This is a genomic window from Pseudomonas sp. NPDC089741, assembly GCF_044748825.1.
Classification (GTDB): Bacteria; Pseudomonadota; Gammaproteobacteria; order Pseudomonadales; family Pseudomonadaceae; genus Aquipseudomonas; species Aquipseudomonas helmanticensis.
In genome coordinates this window covers 229,286-247,009 of the sequence record NZ_JBIVGT010000003.1, presented here as the reverse complement: position 1 = coordinate 247,009, position 17,724 = coordinate 229,286, and the positions used below count along the sequence as shown (strand labels likewise).

The window sequence follows — 17,724 nt, the reverse complement described above, 5'->3', positions numbered from 1 at the left end:
TATTGGATCTGTAAAAACAGCCTAATTGGACACCTTGTTGTCGCCATCCGCTATAAGTTGTCCTGTCAGTCAAACTAGCAAAAAGTTTTTGACGTGTGCCTAGCATTCGGCCAACCGTCATCCATCTCAATAACTGCGCAGGCATACCGCGAGGGACCACATTACGATACGATCAAAGTAAATCATTAAGGTAAATCCAAGCACCCGAATGCTAACTGAAGCGCAGCACTTGCCCGAACTCTCTTCGGCGCTACCCTCAAATTCGCAGTATTTGAACTTAAAAGCTTGTGCAGCGGGTTCGAAAGCACATAAATATGGTTATCAGCGCGATGGTAAAGCTTGGTATTTCTCTGCCTCCATTGCATCAAAAAGAGCCAATGAAGAATTATTTTTTGCGAAAAATGCTAAATCCAAACTGCCATTTGCTTTTTAGAATCTCGACATGCTGATCTCCTGAAGATAGCGATGAAGCTGCTAGTTCACCTTTCTAAAACAACGCCGCTACCTGGCGCCCCTACTCCGGTATCAATACTCCTGCCATGCCTGAAGCCCGTCAGCGTGCCCATTACTCGGATCGCGGGCTCATTTTCAATCATAATCACAAAGCCAGTGGCCATATTTTGCAGGGCGAGCAGGTGGACGATGCGCTAGGGCAGGACAAGACATCATCAAGATGGTGAAAAAAGGAGCAATGCTACGCGCTATCTATAATCTGTTCTCGACCACACCATGGCTTTATGCGAGCTGATAGACGGTCGGGACATTTACTCACGCTCGAAGCGCGAGGGCATCACCCGCGAATACAGATTCAGAACCTTGGCGTTTACCTTTGATTAGCTCGTAGCGGCTTTTTTGCGGACCTAATGGATCCCACCGTTGCGACCAGTCCGGATCTTCTTTCACAAGAACTCTCAATACATCAAGTGCTTGTTGTAAGGCAGCGTTGTTTCTCTCATGGGAGTACACGAGGTATGTGGGATAGGTGAACTCTGGAGCCTGAGGAACACGAGAAAGTACGCCATGCTCGAGGTAACTTTGCACAACGCGCGTTCGAAAATAGGCAGAACCGCCATTCTCCAAAATGTACTGCAAAGCAATGGGTCCGAGATTGAACGAAACATCGGGTTGTCTGTGCTCCGGAAACACCTTGTCGTGCTCCTCCTTAAACTCTTGACCCCAGTGGATGTAGACATACGGCGCTGGCTTATTCGTAGTAACAAGGATCAATTTTTCTTCAAGCAATTGTTCAACCTGCACTCCCGACCAATAATGGGGCCGGTAGACAAGAGCAACGTCCAATTCTCCTCGTTCAAGCTGGTCCAGAAGAATGTCATGGCTATCGATCTTTGCGTTGACGGTAAAACTGCTCATGCACTCCCGTAACCGAGCGACCCAACGCACCACGAGAGGGTTGCACAAGCTAGTCTCACCTCCGATGCGCAAGATTTGCCGTGCCCCACCGAGCCTAGGAAGGCTGGACTGGGCGTTATCCCACGTTTGCATCATTTGGTTAGCAAAAATAAGAAATGCTTCTCCGTCCGGAGTAAGTCGAGCGCCAGTTCGATGGCGCTCGAATAACTTACAGTTCAAATAGCTTTCCAATTTCTGAATGCGCGCTGTGACAGCGGTCTGTGTCAGGTGGAGACGTTCCGCAGCAGCGGAGAAACCACCCTGGCGGGCAATTTCTAGGAACGTGCGGGTAAAATCGATATCCATGAGACTCCAAGATTAAATTTGCTACATCCATATAGAGTGAGCATGCAAGGAGCTTTCAGCGGAACACGCGCTGCCAAGCAAGAAAGAGTGTGCAAACTACCGCAAGGGCAGTGATGGCGTAGAAGTACTCGACACCCACCAGATAGCTAACCTGTCGGCTAACCTGCTGGCCGATGTACGCCATAGCCATATTGGCGGACCTAGCACCTTCAAACGAATGTCCAAAATACTGGGTGATTGTGTCTGTGTATCTGATGAACGCCGCGTCTCCGTGTATCAACCGCGTATCAACGATATTGTACTGTTCCGTGCTGCGCCATTGCGTGATCAGCGTGGCCAAACACGTACCGAGTGCAGTTGAGATTTCGCGCAGCATATTTTTCATCTGCTGGGCATGAGCAAATAACTTATCGTCATAAGAGACATCTGCGAACGCTTGAATGGCTGTGGTGGGTATCACTAGCATGATGAAACAACCGTTGAGCATCAACGCCGGTAATATGTGCCCAGCAAGATCAGTATCGGGGGCTGTTTGCGACAGCAGCAATGCAAAGCCCCCCAATGCGATAAAACCAGCGACGTGAAATTTCTTCGAGCCTGGATGTGTCTTGATAATTCTGAGCATCACAATCCACGTCACAACTGTCACTGCCAGGCCCAATGACTGATAGTGGCCGATGTTCTCCCAAGGGTACCCCATGCCTGCCTGCAGGAACATTGGCAGAACGTAATTATTGGCTCCTTGTATGAGATAAGCGAAGCTAAACACCGCGACCCCTAACACGAACCGTGGCTGCTGCCAAAGTTCGCGGACAAGAAGCAGCGGCTGCTCATGACGTTGTTCCGCTCTGAAGTAGATATACAACGCGAGACTGGCCAAACCGGCGAAGATCATGATCACCGCTCGATCGTCGTAAAAGTCGTAATACGAACGCTGAAGCAAATAGAGCAGAAAAAAACTCGAAACTGCTAGAAGTAAAATTCTGCCTAGGCTGGACTGGCTGCGTTCGTCCTCGGGGTGGGCATCTGCTGGCAAACAGCGATAAGCCAGCAGGGCGACGGAGACAGTCACACCGATTAATATCCAAAACATGGCTTGCCAGCGATCTTCAGTCACTGCTACGGAGGCCAAGAACGGTGCCGCACCGGTACCTAATGCCAATCCGGAAAAGAACGACTTGACCCCACCAAACCGTTCCGGGCCAGCAGGCAATTGATGCACGAGCACGCGCGACACAGTCATAAATGCCCCTCCACCAATAGCCATGACGACACGCCCTGCGGTGAACATCTCGAGGCTATGGCTGGCTGCACATACCAAGCACCCTACGATATGCACCGCGATTGAGGCGTGCACGTACTGGCGAAGCCCCAAACGCTCAATAAACCAGTGCTTTTTAGCGATCATCACTACCGCGATGCAGGCGTAGAGCGCTGCAACGAAACTAAACTCTTCGGGGCTGGCATCAATCTCGCCACGTATTGGCGCTGCAGCAAACGAGACCATGCCGATTTGTAAGAACTCGACCAAATTGAGCAAAAATATCATGACCAGCAAGGTGTGTCGGCGTGTCATGGAGTTACCGGTCGGCAAATGCGGCGTTATTGCCGTCTTTAGTGCCGTCGTTGGCGCGTATCACTTGTACAACCCGCTGATCCGCATCGTGCATTTCCTGGTCAAACACGTGTGTTTCGTAGGATGGGTCCAGAATCATACCGGCGCTGACCTGCGACCCACTGCGGTCTTGGGTGTCGATTTTCGCGTGCATGGTAAGGCCAATCCTTAGTGGGTGGCGTCCCAACTCCGCGGGCTCCAGCGCGATCCTCACAGGGATGCGTTGGGTCACTTTGATCCAATTGCCCGTTGCGTTCTGTGCAGGGAGCAACGAAAACGCACTGCCTGTACCAGCATCAAGGCCTACAATCGTCCCGTGATATTCCACCGAGGAGCCATAAACATCCGAGGTAAGCGTCGCTGGCTGACCAACCCGCAGGTGTTCAAGCTGCGACTCCTTGAAATTAGCGTTAACCCACAATGTGTTTAGCGGCACCACTGACATCAGGGAGACGCCTGGGTTGATGTGTTGGCCTGCTTGCACGCTTCGCTGGGTGACGGTGCCCTCGACCGGGGCTGAAATGTTTGTCCGCATCAGGGCTATGTAGGCGTCACGCAGATCGGCTGCGGCGGCCATAACTTCCGGGTGATTATTCAACTGAGTACCATCAACCAAAGCGCGACGCTGCGCCAATGCCTGATGTGCAGCATCAAGTGCAGCGTGAGCATTTTGCACAATCACTTCAGCGTGATTGATCTCCTCGCCAGACACCGCTCCGCTCGACGCTAACTGCTGGCGCCTGGCGAGGTCCGCAGTGGCTTTATTCAGGTCATTCCGGCGTTGATCTACTTCGGCATTTAACTGCTGGACCTGAAGATATTGACTGCGTGTCTGGCGAGTTGCACGGCCAAGTGCTGCTTCAGCATGCTTGTAACGAATCTCGGCATCGACCGGATTCAAGCGCACTACAACGCGACCAGGCTCCACAGAGTCGGTCGTATCGGCCTCGATTCCAATCACCGTTCCACCGACCTGACTGGTCACCTGTACGACGTTGCCTTGGACATACGCATCTTCCGTGCTCTCGCTACTCAGGTCAGATCCAATCCAAACCAGCAATGCGGTGACAAGCGAGAGTCCTACGATACTAACGAACAAATAGCGTCCATTAAAAAGTTGGGCGGGGCTAGGCATATTTTACTCGGAGATAGGTTGATGTTTGCTGAAAATGCTACGCACCGCAAAACTCGCGGTGTTTTGCCTGATGACAGGCTCCGCGCTTAAGGTCTTGGCGGGCGTTACGAGAAAATTGGAGCTCGTAACCATTCGATGTAGTGCAATCAATTCAATGCACTGCCCCCTCGAAAGACTCGGGTCGATATCCGCCACCCAAGGCTCTTGCAAGGCTGGCTTGTAACCCCAATCCTCGCGCCTGCAAATCCGTCAAGTCTCGTCGCTGGGTGGAAACCACTGCTTGTGCGCTCAGCACTTGGATATAGGTTGCGAGTCCCGCAGCGTAGCGCTGTTCAACCAGCCGAAAAGCTTCTTCCGCGGTATCTACTGTTCGTTGTTGCTCGTTCAGACGAGGGACTAGCCAGCGTATGGAAGCCAACTGATCGGCGATATCATGCAGAGCGTCAACCAGAGTCTGGTTATACTGTTCAACCGCCAAATCATAAGCAGCGTCTTGACTGGCCAGATTCGCCCTCAATCGGCCACCGTCGAACAACGGAAGACTTAGAGCTGGCCCAACGCTGAACAACTTACTACCAGAGTTCGCGAAACTGCCCAAGCCCAAGCTCTGCAAGCCTATGACAGCTGATAGGTTCATATTGGGGTAGAACTGTGCTTTGGCCACCTTAATGTCTTCACTCGCGGCTTCGACTCGCCATCGCTGCGCGACCACGTCGGGACGATGGCCCAACAACTCCACAGGCAACTGGCTGGGCACGGCAAGTGATAAAGACGAAGAGAGGTTCGGGGGCCGAATTGCCTCTCCGCGATCCGGGCCTTGACCGACTAGAGCTGACAGACGATTGCGCGTGAGCTCTAGCGACTCCTGAATGGCCAGCAACCGCGTACGTGCAGTAAGTGCCGTCGTTTGCGCCTGGACCAAATCAATCTGATTATCTAACTTGGCAGCAAGCCGCTTCTCGGCCAGATCATGAATGCCGACCGCATCGCTAAGAATTTGCTGTTCGATATGCAGCTGGTTCGTGAGCCGTGCCAACTCGATGTAGGCCTGCACCACATTGAAAGCCAGGACCAGTCGCGCTCCCTGCTCATCGACATCCGTTGCGCGAGCACGGCCGATGACCGCCTCGAGTGCAGCACGATTTTTACCCCAAAGATCAACCTCATAACCTCCATCAAGACTTCCTTGACCTAAGGTTTGCCATGTACCGGCCAAAACTGCAGAGGCGGTACCGTTTTCGCTGTAGCGAAGGCGACTGACACCCAGGTTGGCATCAAGGTGAGGTCGCAGTCGCGCATCTTGAGTACCTTCTATTGCTTGCGCTCCGCGAACTCGTGCAGCAGCCTGAGCGAGAGTAGGACTACCTCTCAATGCCTCGCTTACGAGCTCGTCAAGTTGTGGATCAGCAAAAATTTTCCACCAATGGGTTTTTGGCCACTGAGCAATAGACAGGTGAGCCAGCGTCTTGGATGAGCCAAGATCAGCAGGAGTCATGAGGTGGGAAGTGGGAACAATGCTCTGGAATGAACATCCCCCTAAAAACAAAGTTCCTATCAGAAAAAAAATTGCAACTTTTGCAGATGACTGCATGAGCGTTCCGAGAGTAAAAAGAGGCTTTTCCCAAAAACACCGAGAAAAGCCTATAAAATGTGTCTAATTAGACACGGAGGAGGATAAAACCAAAGTACAAACTTTCGAAGCGGCGAGATTTTGCTACTGATCCATGCACAAACACCAATTCAAATAAATGTGATTTCGTATCATTTTTATTGATACCTGTGGGTTCAATTTTCTTGATGTCCGACAGCATTTAACCGAATGCGCCATTAAGTCGGTACTGACTTATGATCCTCATCGTCGATGACTTAGTTGCGAATCAGGAATCACCAAATGCCTCAACCGCCGTTGTACACACCATTGTTAGATATGCTCCGCTGCAAATATCCAATTCTATGCATGATTGATTGCCATCTTGTGCAGGCCGAATTTGCCGCAGCGATTAGTAATGCGGGTGGTCTTGGATGCATGAAGCTAGGCAACAAAACTGGCTCAGAGGTTCGTCGGGAAATTCAGACGTATCGAATGTTGAGCCAGGAGCCTTTCGCGGTCGTCCTAGAGCGAGCTGCTACCGTTCGTTCGCATTTCAATGCACAGATCGAGGCTTGTGTGGAGGCGCAGATCTCAACGGTCATGTTGCCGCCGGGCGAGTGGGGAGCGATAGAACATTTCAAGCGTGCAGGTGTGCGCGTGCTGCAACAGATCGACCAAGCGAACCAGGCTAACTTTGCCCTCGCGGCAGGCGCCGATGTGCTTGTTGTGATAGGTGGCACGCATCCAGTATTGGAGAGCGAGCTATTCGCGTTCGGCAGCATTCCAGTTATAGCAACGTCTGCCATTTGTACAGGTGGCGCCGTGGCTGCCGCGCTTAAGCGTGGCGCTCAAGGACTGCTTTGCCATCTAACCACATACGCAATTGGTAATTTTCACGTTCAGGATCACTATGCCAAGCGGGTAGCGCAGTTGGTGGACGACGCGAATGCTCGACTAAAGGGCATTTCAATTGGCCCAAAATGGCGAAGGCCCTTCATACACACAAAGGAAGGAGAACGACTTGCACGCTAACCGGGCAGGGATACATAAGCCTGAACAACCGAAGCCGGCGCTGTTAAAAAATGACCGGGCAAATAATCCTGGACACGGAATTCAGCGCAAAGACATGCAGATCGTTTGAGAATGAAGCTCCCATGTGAAGCTACCGAGTCCCGTCTTTGATTTGTTTCGTTTTGAACTTTAGACACATACTTTGTATCCAGATCGCACTTGGGACAATTCGCATTTCGGCTTCCGCTTGCCTAGTGAGTCAAGGCAACTGGCCTCATCGAATGTCGCATTAAAGGCATTCAATCGTAAGCGTTCCGACAACTCAACTTGCATGGTTGGATATTGCGCAAACTCGCACATCCAATCGCATTCGACCTGACTAGCCATTTACATGGAATTGATCACCACATTTCACGATCATGACTGGCAGGCAACGACCATGGATTCACCCGGTGGATACTACAATGGCTAGCCTACGCTCCGTTCTGGAGCGTGTATGCTGAAAGCAAAGGTCAGAGCGCTTGTAGGAGTCAGCGATGAAAATAACTGGCAGAGTCGAAGTGGAGATCGTTACTGACGTCGTGTGCGATGTATGCCGTTGCTCCACCCGCTTGGCTACTGGCGGGCATCAGTTCGGCACCCTACAAGCACACTGGGGCTATGGCACTGCCCATGATGGGGAGCGCTATGAACTGCACCTTTGTGAGGATTGCTTCTTCCAAACATTGGCTTACCTCAAGCAGGAGCGGCGAACTCAACATCTGTTCAGCGAGGACGGCCAGGATCTCACCGATAATCTCGGTCTAGTCACAAAGGATGATTATTTCGGTGACGCCGGGAGTCGGTAGATAGTCTCTGCAAATCGCAAGCGGTCAAATATGAAGTAGTGTTTGCCCAACACACCTTGCGTGGTTAGACGGGCGCCCACACATGCGGCAGCAACTCGGTAATTTCATTCGCCCGCTGCATCGGCAGGCGTATGAGGACGTCCTTAAGATAAGCATACGGATCATGCCAATTCATGCGTGCTGGCTGGATCAAACTCATGATTGCCGCAGCCTGTTTACCCCTGCGCAGCGATCCGGCAAAAAACCAGCTCGAACGTCCAAGTGCTCTCGGTCGGATCTGGTTGTCGACTGCATTGTTATCGATGGGCAAAGCTCCGTCATTACGTCATCGCTAAGCAGCGTTTTACGGTGTAATCCTGGGCCTTGGCCGTGGCCGAACCCTCGGGCACAAGTTCGCGTTGGGCCAGCATCCACTCATGCAGTTTTTCAGCGATGGGCACTGCCGTTTTCTGGCGTAACCGCCAACGGTCTTCGTCGCGCATTTCCCTTAGATGTCGCTCGACTTCTTACAATGCGCCAATCGAGTGAAGTGCCTGCTCTGCCATCCACGATAACACCGTGCTCGGTATCGATCAGATAATTCGTGGGGTAAGCGTAGAACGCTGGGCCACGTAGAGCTGCGGTCGAGCAGCCTTGAGGATCAGTCCGAGATAGGCGCTTTTCTTCACGCCGAAACGGATCTCCCGCGGGCTCGAGAGCGACAGGACGCAGTGTTCCAGCACTGCATCACTTACCAACTGCACATCCTCGCTCGCAAGCTGCTTTAGCTGTTTGAGCGAAACAAGAGCTTGGCCTTGCTCCAATTCCCATTGTCCAAGCGCGGTGATCAGAGAGATAGCTAGATGAAGGTTGTACGCGGCAGTCTCTGGCACTTCGGGGACTGAAACAGTGCTACCAGAGCTTCGAGTCTGGTGGAAATCAAGGAGCCGCGAGACAGCTGCGACAAGTCGAATTTCCGCAGGTAGGTCGGCTGGAGCTTCGAGTGGTTAGGCCAACGGGCTTAAGGCGGCGTTCAGTGCCTTCGACGGGACGTCGTCCTCGAACAAATCCAATGTTCATACCCTCCGCGACGCAGTCAGGTAAAAGGCCCAGCCAGATCACTCAACGTCATCTTATATGCCTCTCGAGCCACGAAATGTCAAACTGATTGCACGTCGGGAACGGATCGGAGCAAAACGAACTGCCTGCATAGTTTGGGCGCGGCTTCGAGTCGCCCGATCGACTCCGCCGTCGAGAGAAGATCTGATAGATCCGGCGCTCCTGTTTGAGGCTAGCCAACGTATAGAAGAAGTACTCCTCTCACAGGTGCAATTCATAGCACTCCCTATCATGGTCAGCTCAGGCTTTGACCTTCAGCATTGCCTCTAGGCCGAAGCAAAAGCTGGCCATTGTTTCGTTCACTTTTTTACCTCAGCTTATAGTCATGAACCGCGGTAACCGGATCGACTGCCGTGCAATGGGTGTCTCGGCAACTCCCAACTAGGCACGTGAACTCGGTGCACTGCTGAACTGTGAACCAATTTTTTTCACTGTTAACCAGTGTGGTTAACAGTTGAAAAAAAAGGTTTACAGAAGATTTCTTGGTTAGGCGTTTTCACTTCAGCGTTTAGGACTTGGGAGATGCCTCGTTCTCTGCAAATGCACGGAATGCGTTCCTTTTTTGCCCTGTACAGAGGCTTATAGGAATTCAAGTAGGATATGCCTACCGTTGTAGAAACGCAGGCGCACAAGTCGGAGTGAAATGATATGGAAGAGAATGAGGAGCCGATGTTCTCAGCAGACCGTGACGCTGGGGAGGAAGCAGGTTCAGGCGCCCACTCTCTCGCTGGCTATGACTATCAAGTCGACATCTCCATCTGGTTGGCCCTCGATCTAATGCTTGGTACTGGCCTGACTCAGATGGTCGAACTTGAGCCCGGGAGCGAGGAAGATCTCGAAGCGCAACTGGAAGACTACGAGCCCGGGCGCATAGCAACAAAAGTTGGTCTGGATGGCTACACCCTCGTCGTGCAGGCAAAACTCCGCAGCGGCGACGCTTGGACCGTCAAAGGCATCAGTCGTGTCCTGAAACATGGAAGTGCAACCCGATTATCGGCAGCGCGGCGGCTGGCCTCCCCTACTATCCGATACCTTTTAGTAACAAGCGCGGCTTTAAACGGGAAAACGAGAGGGCTAGCAATCAAACGTCCTGGGAGTTGGCCTAATAGCAGCGGAATGCCTGCCTCGATGGTCAAGGAGTTACCGGCAGGAGCCGCGGGGCGCGTCGCCGTTATTGGCAATTTGGGCGTAGAACAATTAATCCAAGAAATTAAACGAATCCTGATCGAACGGTTTGGAGTCCCGAACTCACGCTGGATCGAGTGCCTCCGCGCGCTCCGCGAAGAGGCACGGCTGCGCGTTCGGCGCGCAGGCGAAGGACGCTGGCGCCGGGAAGATCTCGCGCAAGTGATCCGCAGCCACGACGGCTACCTCGCCAGTTCACCGCAACTCGATAACTATGTCCACCCCCGAAACTGGCAAGATCTGCGCGACGGGATGGGAAGCCCAAAATACGCCGCTATCATCATTGGCCAATCCGGGACTGGAAAGACGCTCGCGACAAGCAAACTCTACGAAGAGCTTCACCGCGAGAACCCAGAGTTGACCCGCGTTCCAATCCGCAGCCCGCAACAGCTGCGCGATGACGTGACGTCGCCGCCTGTTCTCTATGACATCGAGGATCCGTGGGGCCGCTACGATTTCGATCCTGCAAACCGGCCTTGGAACGACGAACTTGCTCAATGGCTCGGGCGAGCACGTGCCGATAGAATGATCATAGCGACGAGCCGGCGGGACGTGGCCATGTCGTCAGGCGCGCTGAAATCGGTTGATCCGTGGGTGGTTCGGCTCGAGGCAGAACATTACGGCAAGCCTGAGCGACAGCGGCTCTATCGCACAAGAATCGATACTCTGCCAAGGGACGTACGCCTACTGGCGGCCGGGGCAGAGCCGCAGGTACTCGATAGTTTGGCAACCCCGCTTGAAATCGAAAAATTTTTCGATGCGCTGCGCACCACGGGGCGTCCACAGAAATATGGTGAGCATGCGTTCATAGGCGACGCGATCGCCAAAGCCCATGAGCAGTCGATTGAATTAACAGTCGTTCAGCAAATTGAAGAGCGGGAAGATGTTCGAGCCGCAGCCGTTATCTGGGGGTTTCTGAAGACAAGCGATCATCTGTCACTCCAGATGCTTCGCAATTTGGAGCTTAATCTTGCCGAATCGCTGCCGGCCTTCGAAAAAGGCATTATGCCTTTGGTGGATTTTTTCGTCGCCGCACGCAACCTGCGTTCAGGCGCAGGGGACGTAAGTTATTATCATCCCCGTGTCGAAGCCGGTGTAGAAGCGGCACTCAAGCGCCATTCGATTCCCGTAACCCTCGCATTGCGGACACTCCTCGACGTACTGACCGATCCAGATGGACCAGGGGAAGATTGGGGAGCAGGGATCGCCGCGCGCATCGTCGCTGCTGCACAGCGTATCCCAGAGCTGAGGCTCCTTCCGCGCCCTAAAGCGGCAGCTAAGATCGACGCTTGGCTATCTGACCGTCTCCTCGACCCTTCTTTCAAATTGAGCGAGTATGCAAAGCTTGCAGCTGCGGCGGGGTCACCTGCGTCCAACGCTGCCGAGTTTGCTCGCTACCTTCTACACCGACCGGATAGGAGCTTTGCTGGTATGCATTTTTGGCAGAGCCCTGAACATCCCGAAGCCTGGTACGACCGCCTACGCACAGATCGAACGACTGCAGTGATCGCCGGGCGCTATATCCGTGAAATACTGCCAAATGATCGCGATCACTACAGTTTGTCTTTTGTCGACGACCTCAATCGCTTCGCGCCCGACCTTACCTCAGCCTATCTCGAAACAGCTGCGACCATCGTCCGCTATGGGGTAATCCACTCCTGCGATGTCATCGCTGCCGGCGCCTTGCGCGATCTTGACAGCTTCGAGCCTATCGTAGATGCAGCGATCGAGGTACTCACACCAACCCCTGACGAGCAGTCGGAGACGCGTGCGACCCACCTTGCCATCATCAATGGCGTCTACAACAGCGATTATGCCGAACATCTCTCCGACAATGATGATGGCTATACGGCGGCGCAGTTGTTACAAGCCTATGCCGATCGTGTGCGTGAAGTGAACGGGTGGCACAGTCTCGCGCAGCACCGTCACGCCGCGCCGCTCCTACCCTATTGGATGCGTTCTCTCATGACGGAAGCAGATGCCGAGCCGCCGTCTAACGACGAAATCGCTGGTGCTTTCGCCGCCGCATTCGGTAGCGACGAAGAGGAAGCCTTATGGTTAATCATGGTGAAGCATTGGGACGAGCAGTATCGGGAGCAACTTCTTACCCGCGTACGTGAGGGATCTTCACTAGCCGCAGTACGGCATGCAGCACTGGCGTGCGTCATTGAAAAAACACCAGACATACTGCCGCCGATTGCCGATGACCTTCGTCAGCTTGGAAAGGATGAACGGGTTGTCGAACTCATGATCGACCTCGCACATCTTCACGACCGGCACCAGCGTGACGGCGACAAGCTTGAAGCAGCCGCTACAATTGCTCTAAATCATCTCGATCCTGAGCTTCGTGAGCTTTGCAGGGCAGCCCAGAAAAGCGTGAAAGAAGAAGCGCTAGCTTTATCTTCGGCCGCTATCGACCTTCTGTCTACGCCGGTCCGATCAAGCCAGAGCGTGCGTGCGTTGCGCATTCGTCGACACCTTGATCTTCCAGGCTCTGCACGCGCGGACATAGAGTGGACCCTCGCCCACAGCGACGATCACGAATCATGCGTCGAAGCAATTGGTGCCGCCATTGCGCTGGGAATGAAGGATATTACTGCCGGGGCACTCGACCATAGATATTCCCATGTCGTGGCGAAGGCGCTCCTTGAAGTTGGAGCCAACATCACGGCGCCCCTACCGGCGGAATTACTCGCTTTGGCACATGCCCCGGGAAGCCCGATTAGGAAGGCCTTGGTCCGTCTACTAGGGGAGAAGCCTCACCTGAACCATCTTCCGGTGCTATTGCATCTAGCTCACGATCAATGGTCTTCATCATCACGGTTCTATGGCGAAGAGGACGAATTCCCCATCGCGCGCTCGGCAGTCAATGCGATCACTGGTCTCGCACCACTTGATGCGGAAATCCTTGAAAAGCTTCAGGAGATCGCGCTTGGATCCTCTGACTGGCTGGTCCGGGCTAACTTGTTCAGGATCATCGCTGTGCAGGGCGGAAGCACATTCCAAGAACGGCTTTTAGAGCTCGCAGTTACGCCAGGTCGCATTCACGTCAGGCGCGCGGCAGTCCGCGCGATGTTGATGGAAGTACAAATACTGGACTCTGCAGTAATTGGCCAGATCACCGTAGATCTCTTGGCAAAGCGCGATCCATCAATCGCAGCAATGTTGACACTCATCGCAGCATGTCGAATGGATCTTCAAGAGCGCATTGAGCTTGCGCGCGGAATATCGGAGAACGGTAAGCGGCGAGCTCTTCTCCTCTTAATGCTTTGGCCCGCGGTAGGACCTGACGAATCTTCGAGGTCAGCTATCGAGCAGCTTCTTCCCGACAATCACTCATCGCTCGCATGGGTGAAGACCGGACCGAGCGAAAAAGCCGAGGATACCTTGATCGCCGACCTCGGCGATCCTGCTATATGCAAGGAGGTTCTTGATTGGCTGAACCCCAAAGAGAAGAACTCATGAGCAACCGACTTCGGGCTGGGAGCGGCCTTGAGACTGAAACTTCGGCCTTTGGGGGATGGTCACGAACGTGTGCATCCGGCCGATTTCTTCTTGCCATGGGAGGTTGATAAAAACCAGCCGAAGCTGGTTCATTTATTTCGAAAACTTTAAAAGTTTTTATCAACAATACTGAAAAACTATGAAGCGATCACGTCAAAAAAGATGCACAACCTATTGATTTTAAAGCCCTCAGAAAGTCATTTTTTTTGAATGCCCTCAGCGCATCAGTCGAGCAACCCGGCGTCAACCACACGCATGCCCCATGGCCGCTAGCCCGGCCTTGATTCAGCGGTGGCCCTAGATCCCATTCACCGTATGCGTCCGGCCGAGTCATCTACCTAACCCCGCAACGCCAGGACATGGTGTGCACTTAAATTTAAGTGGGCACCAATTCTAGCTTTTTAATCGGGTATGTCATGCAGCCAAAACGTCGTTCTTATTCCAAATCCTTCAAGGCCCAGGTCATTCAACAGTGTGCCCAGCCCGGCGCTTCGATTGCCAGCATCGCTCTCAGCCATAGCCTCAACGCAAACCTCGTCCACAAATGGATTCGGGTGCAAGCGCAGAAAAGCACGGCGCTTCAACCCGCATTCATCACACTGGCCAGCTTTCGCTAATGCAGGGGTTCGCTTCAGTGTATTACTTGGACTTCGTCACAAACAATTGATCAAGTTTTGTCGGGTAACTTCAGCTCATTAGATCACTAAGCATTGCCCAAGCCGTCGCCAAGGGAACGGTCGCAGCCCGCAACCTTCCCCTGCTCCATCTGCTGGTGATCTGATCCAGCACGGTCATGACTCTTGCTGTAACTGCCGGTTGAGCCTAAACGAATAGGGCATCGACGAACTCACCAGACTAGCGCAGATCCATCAACAGTACCTCCGCGACAAGCCGACGTGGAGAACACTGGCTTTTTGCCTTCTCATAGCCGAAGCTCTAGGCCCTCAACACTACAGGGATCGTTTCATGTCAAAACCTATCAGAGCAGTCTTCACGAATGAGAATTTCGCAGCGGCATTCCGTTACGTGAAGAGCCTCTGCGAAGATCCACGCAACGGTATTCGCAACCTAGTGCTCCTGGTACCGATGAAAGCCAATGCCCAATCCAGTACCACACTTGGCTCTTGCTTGGGCGACTCCGTATGCAAGGTGCTTGGAAAGGGTAAGGCGGTGTCGATTGCCGACATTCCCATGCACTTGGAAACCAAAAAAACCCTCAGCCACCTTTCGGTAGATACGCTGGTGATCTGCGCTTACGCGAGCAAAGATCTGATGGACAAAATCGACGCCGCTGGCCCGGTTGCCGGGGTGGTTGCACTGCCCTTTTCTGGGGGTGCGGTAGAGCAATGGATCAAATCTTGGTCACCCCTGATTGACGGCGCTGCTCCAGCACAGGTTCAGGCATTGATCGATGACCCGGTAGTTCAGCAGGCCATGCAAGGGCTGACCGACGGCATCAACCTCGCCCATTCAATATTAAATACGAGGGACAAGGAGCACGCCAACCGCACCTTGCGTATTCTACGACGGAAAAAACATGGATTCGACCCACAAGCCCTCAGGGCATGGGCAGTCGGCAAAAGCTGGAAGCCCTCAGCAGCTGACGAGCTTTACGCTTTGGCGACGAAGATTCTTCAATTGAAAGCCGTACCAAAGGTCGACCGACCTGATGCAGCTGATCACACTTACAGCTACTGGGTGGAAGAAGTAGAGAAGCGATGACTGCGAGCTATGTAGAGATGTGAGAATAGGAGGCGTAACGTCCCCGTGAGCTCGCTTGGGTAATGCGATGGGCTAGGCCTAACTGCGCTGCTGTAGGTCAATAGCATAATCATTTCGCGCCGGCGTAAGCCTAATGGGAGCGCTATTGAATTCGTTGCCTCTGGCCTTGCAGGAGGCGAACCTGATTGCGATCAAAAGCATCCGAGGGAATGGTGGCCTTGAAGTCGAACCGAACTGAGCTTGCTTTGATTGCACGCGGAATTGACAACGATCTGGCAAAGCAGCTCCGCATTCAGGGGTTTTACCTTAAATCGCTCAGACTGATGGCCGCAGAGGAACTGATGCGTATCGGGCTCAGTGAGGCGGACGTAGCCTCAATCCAAGACGGAACACGCCCGCCTATTCCCAAGCCTGACTTAATCAAAGTGCTCTTCGCCAACCGTTGGCTGTGCTGCGTCTGTCGTGATCCCGACAAGCCCATAGTGGTCCACCACATTCGACCCTGGGCACAAAGCGGAGATCACTCCCCGGCCAACCTCGCAGTGCTGTGCAGTTTTCACCACGGCGAGGCACATACCACGCGCGACCTCAATATGACGCTGTCAAGCGATCGCCTCGCAGATTTCAAGGCGAGGTGGGAAACCGAGGTTCAGCGTTTGGATCGTCACGCGTTGCACAAGGCAACGCAAAGTCAGGGTTGTCACTGGTGGTACTTCAATCACTTGAGACTCTATGAACTAGCAGAAGAACGCGGAGTAACGTTTTCCCGACTCCCAGGCTATGTAGAAAACCTTGAAGCGGGTACTTGCGACAAGTACGGGAGGGCAGTTAGAAACGCGAATGGCGACCTGATGTACGAGAGCGCCGGGGCTCCATATCTCTATTTCTACATGACCCAAATGCTTAGACGGGTACTCGATCGGTGCGTCGTGCGAAATGTCTCGGACGATCTCGATCGCGGCAACTTATCGGTCTGGATCGAAGAAAATGACCTGATTCTCTTACAAGGCAGGCACAGTTTCAGTAATCATGGCACCGCAACCCTTCGCAGCGACCCAGTTCTGGGGAAACGCTCAGTTAATAACGTCGAAATTCGCTTCGTTTTCGATCGAAACGAAGGCACCTCCGTATCGGCACGCTCTGAGTGGTTGAGTGGCACGCTAGATGTAGCCTGTTTGATTCAAGTCAAACGCATGGAGCGGGTCAAGCCAAAAGTCGTCATCACGGGTACTGTTTTGGCCATTAGGAATTCCCATCCTGATATCAAAAAGCGTGGCTACGACGCCAACCTCTACAAATCTGGTCTCGCGGGTATGATGTGGAGCGATGAGGAAGAAGACATTGATGAGGATATTGATGAACCGACTGAGCCAGATCTTTTTACATGATCCGTAGTTTTTTATTGGTCAACTAATCCCAGACACGACGTTAAGTTATTTCTCGACCGAGCGCTCGGGCCAACCCACCGTTGAACTGATGCGGTCGAATCCAGTTGTACCGATGCATCAAATAATGGCTGATACCTCGGTGCGCTGCTTGGGCCGTCATGTAGCCACTGTCAGTACCCACTAAGCTTTCAAACTCCGGAACACACGCCCCATCTGCGCATTGCCCCAACAGTCCATGACGACTCATGCGATAATGTCAGATACGTTGGCGAAACTCACGGCTGCCATATTGCGACCCCTGATCCGAGTGGAACAGCTACCCTTGAGGCCTGCCTCGCTGTTCATAAGCCAAGTCCAACGCCTTGATGACCAGATCCGCGCACGGCTTGGTTGATAGCGACCAACAGACAATCGAACGTGCATTGAAATCCAAAACGACAACCAGGTAATGCCATTTCCCTTGAGCCCAGATGTAGGTGATGTTGCCTCACTAGACCTGATTCGGCGCTGGAACATCAAACTCTCGATTCAAGATATTCAGAATATCAGGCCGCTCGACCGTCGCTTGTTTCTAGGCATGTGAGCGAAGTTGTTTGCTGACTAATTACAGTTCCCGCATCAGGCCACGCACCTTGAATGCCGCGGCTACCGGTAGCATTTCGACTTTGCGTAAACAATTCGTTGACCCGACTGCGCAATCGAAGCCGTTCAACGTCTGTAGTTCGGCGGCTGCGTTTGGCCATTAAACACCCCTATCTGGCGAGCATTCTCGCCAAAATGGGTGTCTGGTTTCATTAGACCACTACAGTCGCTAGCCTAACTCGGGGCGGTGTTTTCAGAGGAACTGTTCGCTGGGGGGCATCAGTGATCCGTAAATCACAGCATAGCTTTATCCCGCTGCTTCGCGATAC

The 17,724-nt window shown here is 53.1% G+C and carries 13 protein-coding genes and 2 pseudogenes; 7 read left to right on the top strand and 8 right to left on the bottom strand.

The genetic code is table 11. The features are described from left to right. The first annotated feature begins 208 nt into the window (after positions 1 to 208). Positions 209 to 433: a hypothetical protein gene (locus ACIPZE_RS05135; RefSeq protein ID WP_400771768.1), complete on the top strand. Its 225-nt coding sequence runs from the start codon at positions 209 to 211 to the stop codon at positions 431 to 433. A 335-nt stretch (positions 434 to 768) separates the two neighbouring features. Here ACIPZE_RS05135 and ACIPZE_RS05130 read toward each other — a convergent pair whose 3' ends face one another. From ACIPZE_RS05130 to ACIPZE_RS05115, 4 genes are all read right to left on the bottom strand, one after another. Next, a complete protein-coding gene (locus ACIPZE_RS05130) occupies positions 769 to 1,716 on the bottom strand; it encodes a LysR family transcriptional regulator (protein WP_400771766.1) in 948 nt (315 codons plus the stop codon). Positions 1,717 to 1,771: 55 nt separating this feature from the next. Continuing rightward, positions 1,772 to 3,292, bottom strand: a complete 1,521-nt coding sequence (locus ACIPZE_RS05125) for an MFS transporter (protein ID WP_400771765.1) — start codon at positions 3,290 to 3,292, stop codon at positions 1,772 to 1,774. Between the two features lie 4 nt (positions 3,293 to 3,296). After that, the gene (locus ACIPZE_RS05120; RefSeq protein ID WP_400771764.1) at positions 3,297 to 4,466 is read right to left on the bottom strand and encodes an HlyD family efflux transporter periplasmic adaptor subunit; all 1,170 of its coding nucleotides are present in this window, start codon (positions 4,464 to 4,466) and stop codon (positions 3,297 to 3,299) included. Positions 4,467 to 4,617: 151 nt separating this feature from the next. Beyond that, on the bottom strand, positions 4,618 to 6,057 hold the full coding sequence (locus ACIPZE_RS05115; RefSeq protein WP_400771763.1) for an efflux transporter outer membrane subunit: 1,440 nt from the start codon (positions 6,055 to 6,057) through the stop codon (positions 4,618 to 4,620). Between the two features lie 300 nt (positions 6,058 to 6,357). Here ACIPZE_RS05115 and ACIPZE_RS05110 point away from each other — a divergent pair, with 300 nt between their 5' ends. After that, positions 6,358 to 7,089, top strand: coding sequence for a nitronate monooxygenase (locus ACIPZE_RS05110; protein ID WP_400771761.1), 732 nt, complete (start codon positions 6,358 to 6,360; stop codon positions 7,087 to 7,089). A 515-nt stretch (positions 7,090 to 7,604) separates the two neighbouring features. Further along, entirely contained in the window at positions 7,605 to 7,916 is a 312-nt protein-coding gene (locus tag ACIPZE_RS05105) for a hypothetical protein (RefSeq protein ID WP_400771760.1), read from the top strand. A gap of 64 nt (positions 7,917 to 7,980) precedes the next feature. Here ACIPZE_RS05105 and ACIPZE_RS05100 read toward each other — a convergent pair. Continuing rightward, a pseudogene (locus tag ACIPZE_RS05100) lies at positions 7,981 to 8,467 on the bottom strand (transposase); the annotation flags it as partial. A 21-nt stretch (positions 8,468 to 8,488) separates the two neighbouring features. After that, a complete protein-coding gene (locus ACIPZE_RS05095; protein ID WP_400771758.1) occupies positions 8,489 to 8,788 on the bottom strand; it encodes a hypothetical protein in 300 nt (99 codons plus the stop codon). Between the two features lie 874 nt (positions 8,789 to 9,662). On the opposite strand from ACIPZE_RS05095, the gene ACIPZE_RS05090 reads away from it, so the two are divergent. Both ACIPZE_RS05090 and ACIPZE_RS05085 read left to right on the top strand, forming a co-directional pair. Next, positions 9,663 to 13,664 (top strand): hypothetical protein, encoded by a 4,002-nt coding sequence (locus ACIPZE_RS05090; RefSeq protein ID WP_400771756.1) that lies wholly within the window; start codon positions 9,663 to 9,665, stop codon positions 13,662 to 13,664. Positions 13,665 to 14,119: 455 nt separating this feature from the next. Further along, entirely contained in the window at positions 14,120 to 14,320 is a 201-nt protein-coding gene (locus ACIPZE_RS05085; RefSeq protein ID WP_400771871.1) for a transposase, read from the top strand. A 70-nt stretch (positions 14,321 to 14,390) separates the two neighbouring features. Here the strand turns inward: ACIPZE_RS05085 and ACIPZE_RS05080 are convergent, their stop codons facing one another. Beyond that, positions 14,391 to 14,498, bottom strand: coding sequence for a hypothetical protein (locus ACIPZE_RS05080; RefSeq protein WP_400771754.1), 108 nt, complete (start codon positions 14,496 to 14,498; stop codon positions 14,391 to 14,393). Between the two features lie 171 nt (positions 14,499 to 14,669). On the opposite strand from ACIPZE_RS05080, the gene ACIPZE_RS05075 reads away from it, so the two are divergent. Both ACIPZE_RS05075 and ACIPZE_RS05070 read left to right on the top strand, forming a co-directional pair. Then, positions 14,670 to 15,425, top strand: coding sequence for a hypothetical protein (locus tag ACIPZE_RS05075; protein ID WP_400771752.1), 756 nt, complete (start codon positions 14,670 to 14,672; stop codon positions 15,423 to 15,425). A gap of 218 nt (positions 15,426 to 15,643) precedes the next feature. Further along, on the top strand, positions 15,644 to 16,813 hold the full coding sequence (locus ACIPZE_RS05070) for an HNH endonuclease signature motif containing protein (RefSeq protein ID WP_400771750.1): 1,170 nt from the start codon (positions 15,644 to 15,646) through the stop codon (positions 16,811 to 16,813). 18 nt (positions 16,814 to 16,831) lie between these two features. Here the strand turns inward: ACIPZE_RS05070 and ACIPZE_RS05065 are convergent. After that, positions 16,832 to 17,541: pseudogene (locus ACIPZE_RS05065) on the bottom strand (IS3 family transposase); the annotation flags it as partial. Positions 17,542 to 17,724 lie beyond the last annotated feature (183 nt).

Excerpts from the sequence above, each read along its gene's own strand:
- ACIPZE_RS05135 (WP_400771768.1), top strand. The coding sequence starts at position 209 with ATGCTAACTGAAGCGCAGCACTTGCCCGAACTCTCTTCGGCGCTACCC.
- ACIPZE_RS05130 (WP_400771766.1), bottom strand. The coding sequence starts at position 1,716 with ATGGATATCGATTTTACCCGCACGTTCCTAGAAATTGCCCGCCAGGGT.
- ACIPZE_RS05125 (WP_400771765.1), bottom strand. The coding sequence starts at position 3,292 with ATGACACGCCGACACACCTTGCTGGTCATGATATTTTTGCTCAATTTG.
- ACIPZE_RS05120 (WP_400771764.1), bottom strand. The coding sequence starts at position 4,466 with ATGCCTAGCCCCGCCCAACTTTTTAATGGACGCTATTTGTTCGTTAGT.
- ACIPZE_RS05115 (WP_400771763.1), bottom strand. The coding sequence starts at position 6,057 with ATGCAGTCATCTGCAAAAGTTGCAATTTTTTTTCTGATAGGAACTTTG.
- ACIPZE_RS05110 (WP_400771761.1), top strand. The coding sequence starts at position 6,358 with ATGCCTCAACCGCCGTTGTACACACCATTGTTAGATATGCTCCGCTGC.
- ACIPZE_RS05105 (WP_400771760.1), top strand. The coding sequence starts at position 7,605 with ATGAAAATAACTGGCAGAGTCGAAGTGGAGATCGTTACTGACGTCGTG.
- ACIPZE_RS05090 (WP_400771756.1), top strand. The coding sequence starts at position 9,663 with ATGGAAGAGAATGAGGAGCCGATGTTCTCAGCAGACCGTGACGCTGGG.
- ACIPZE_RS05085 (WP_400771871.1), top strand. The coding sequence starts at position 14,120 with ATGCAGCCAAAACGTCGTTCTTATTCCAAATCCTTCAAGGCCCAGGTC.
- ACIPZE_RS05080 (WP_400771754.1), bottom strand. The coding sequence starts at position 14,498 with ATGACCGTGCTGGATCAGATCACCAGCAGATGGAGCAGGGGAAGGTTG.
- ACIPZE_RS05075 (WP_400771752.1), top strand. The coding sequence starts at position 14,670 with ATGTCAAAACCTATCAGAGCAGTCTTCACGAATGAGAATTTCGCAGCG.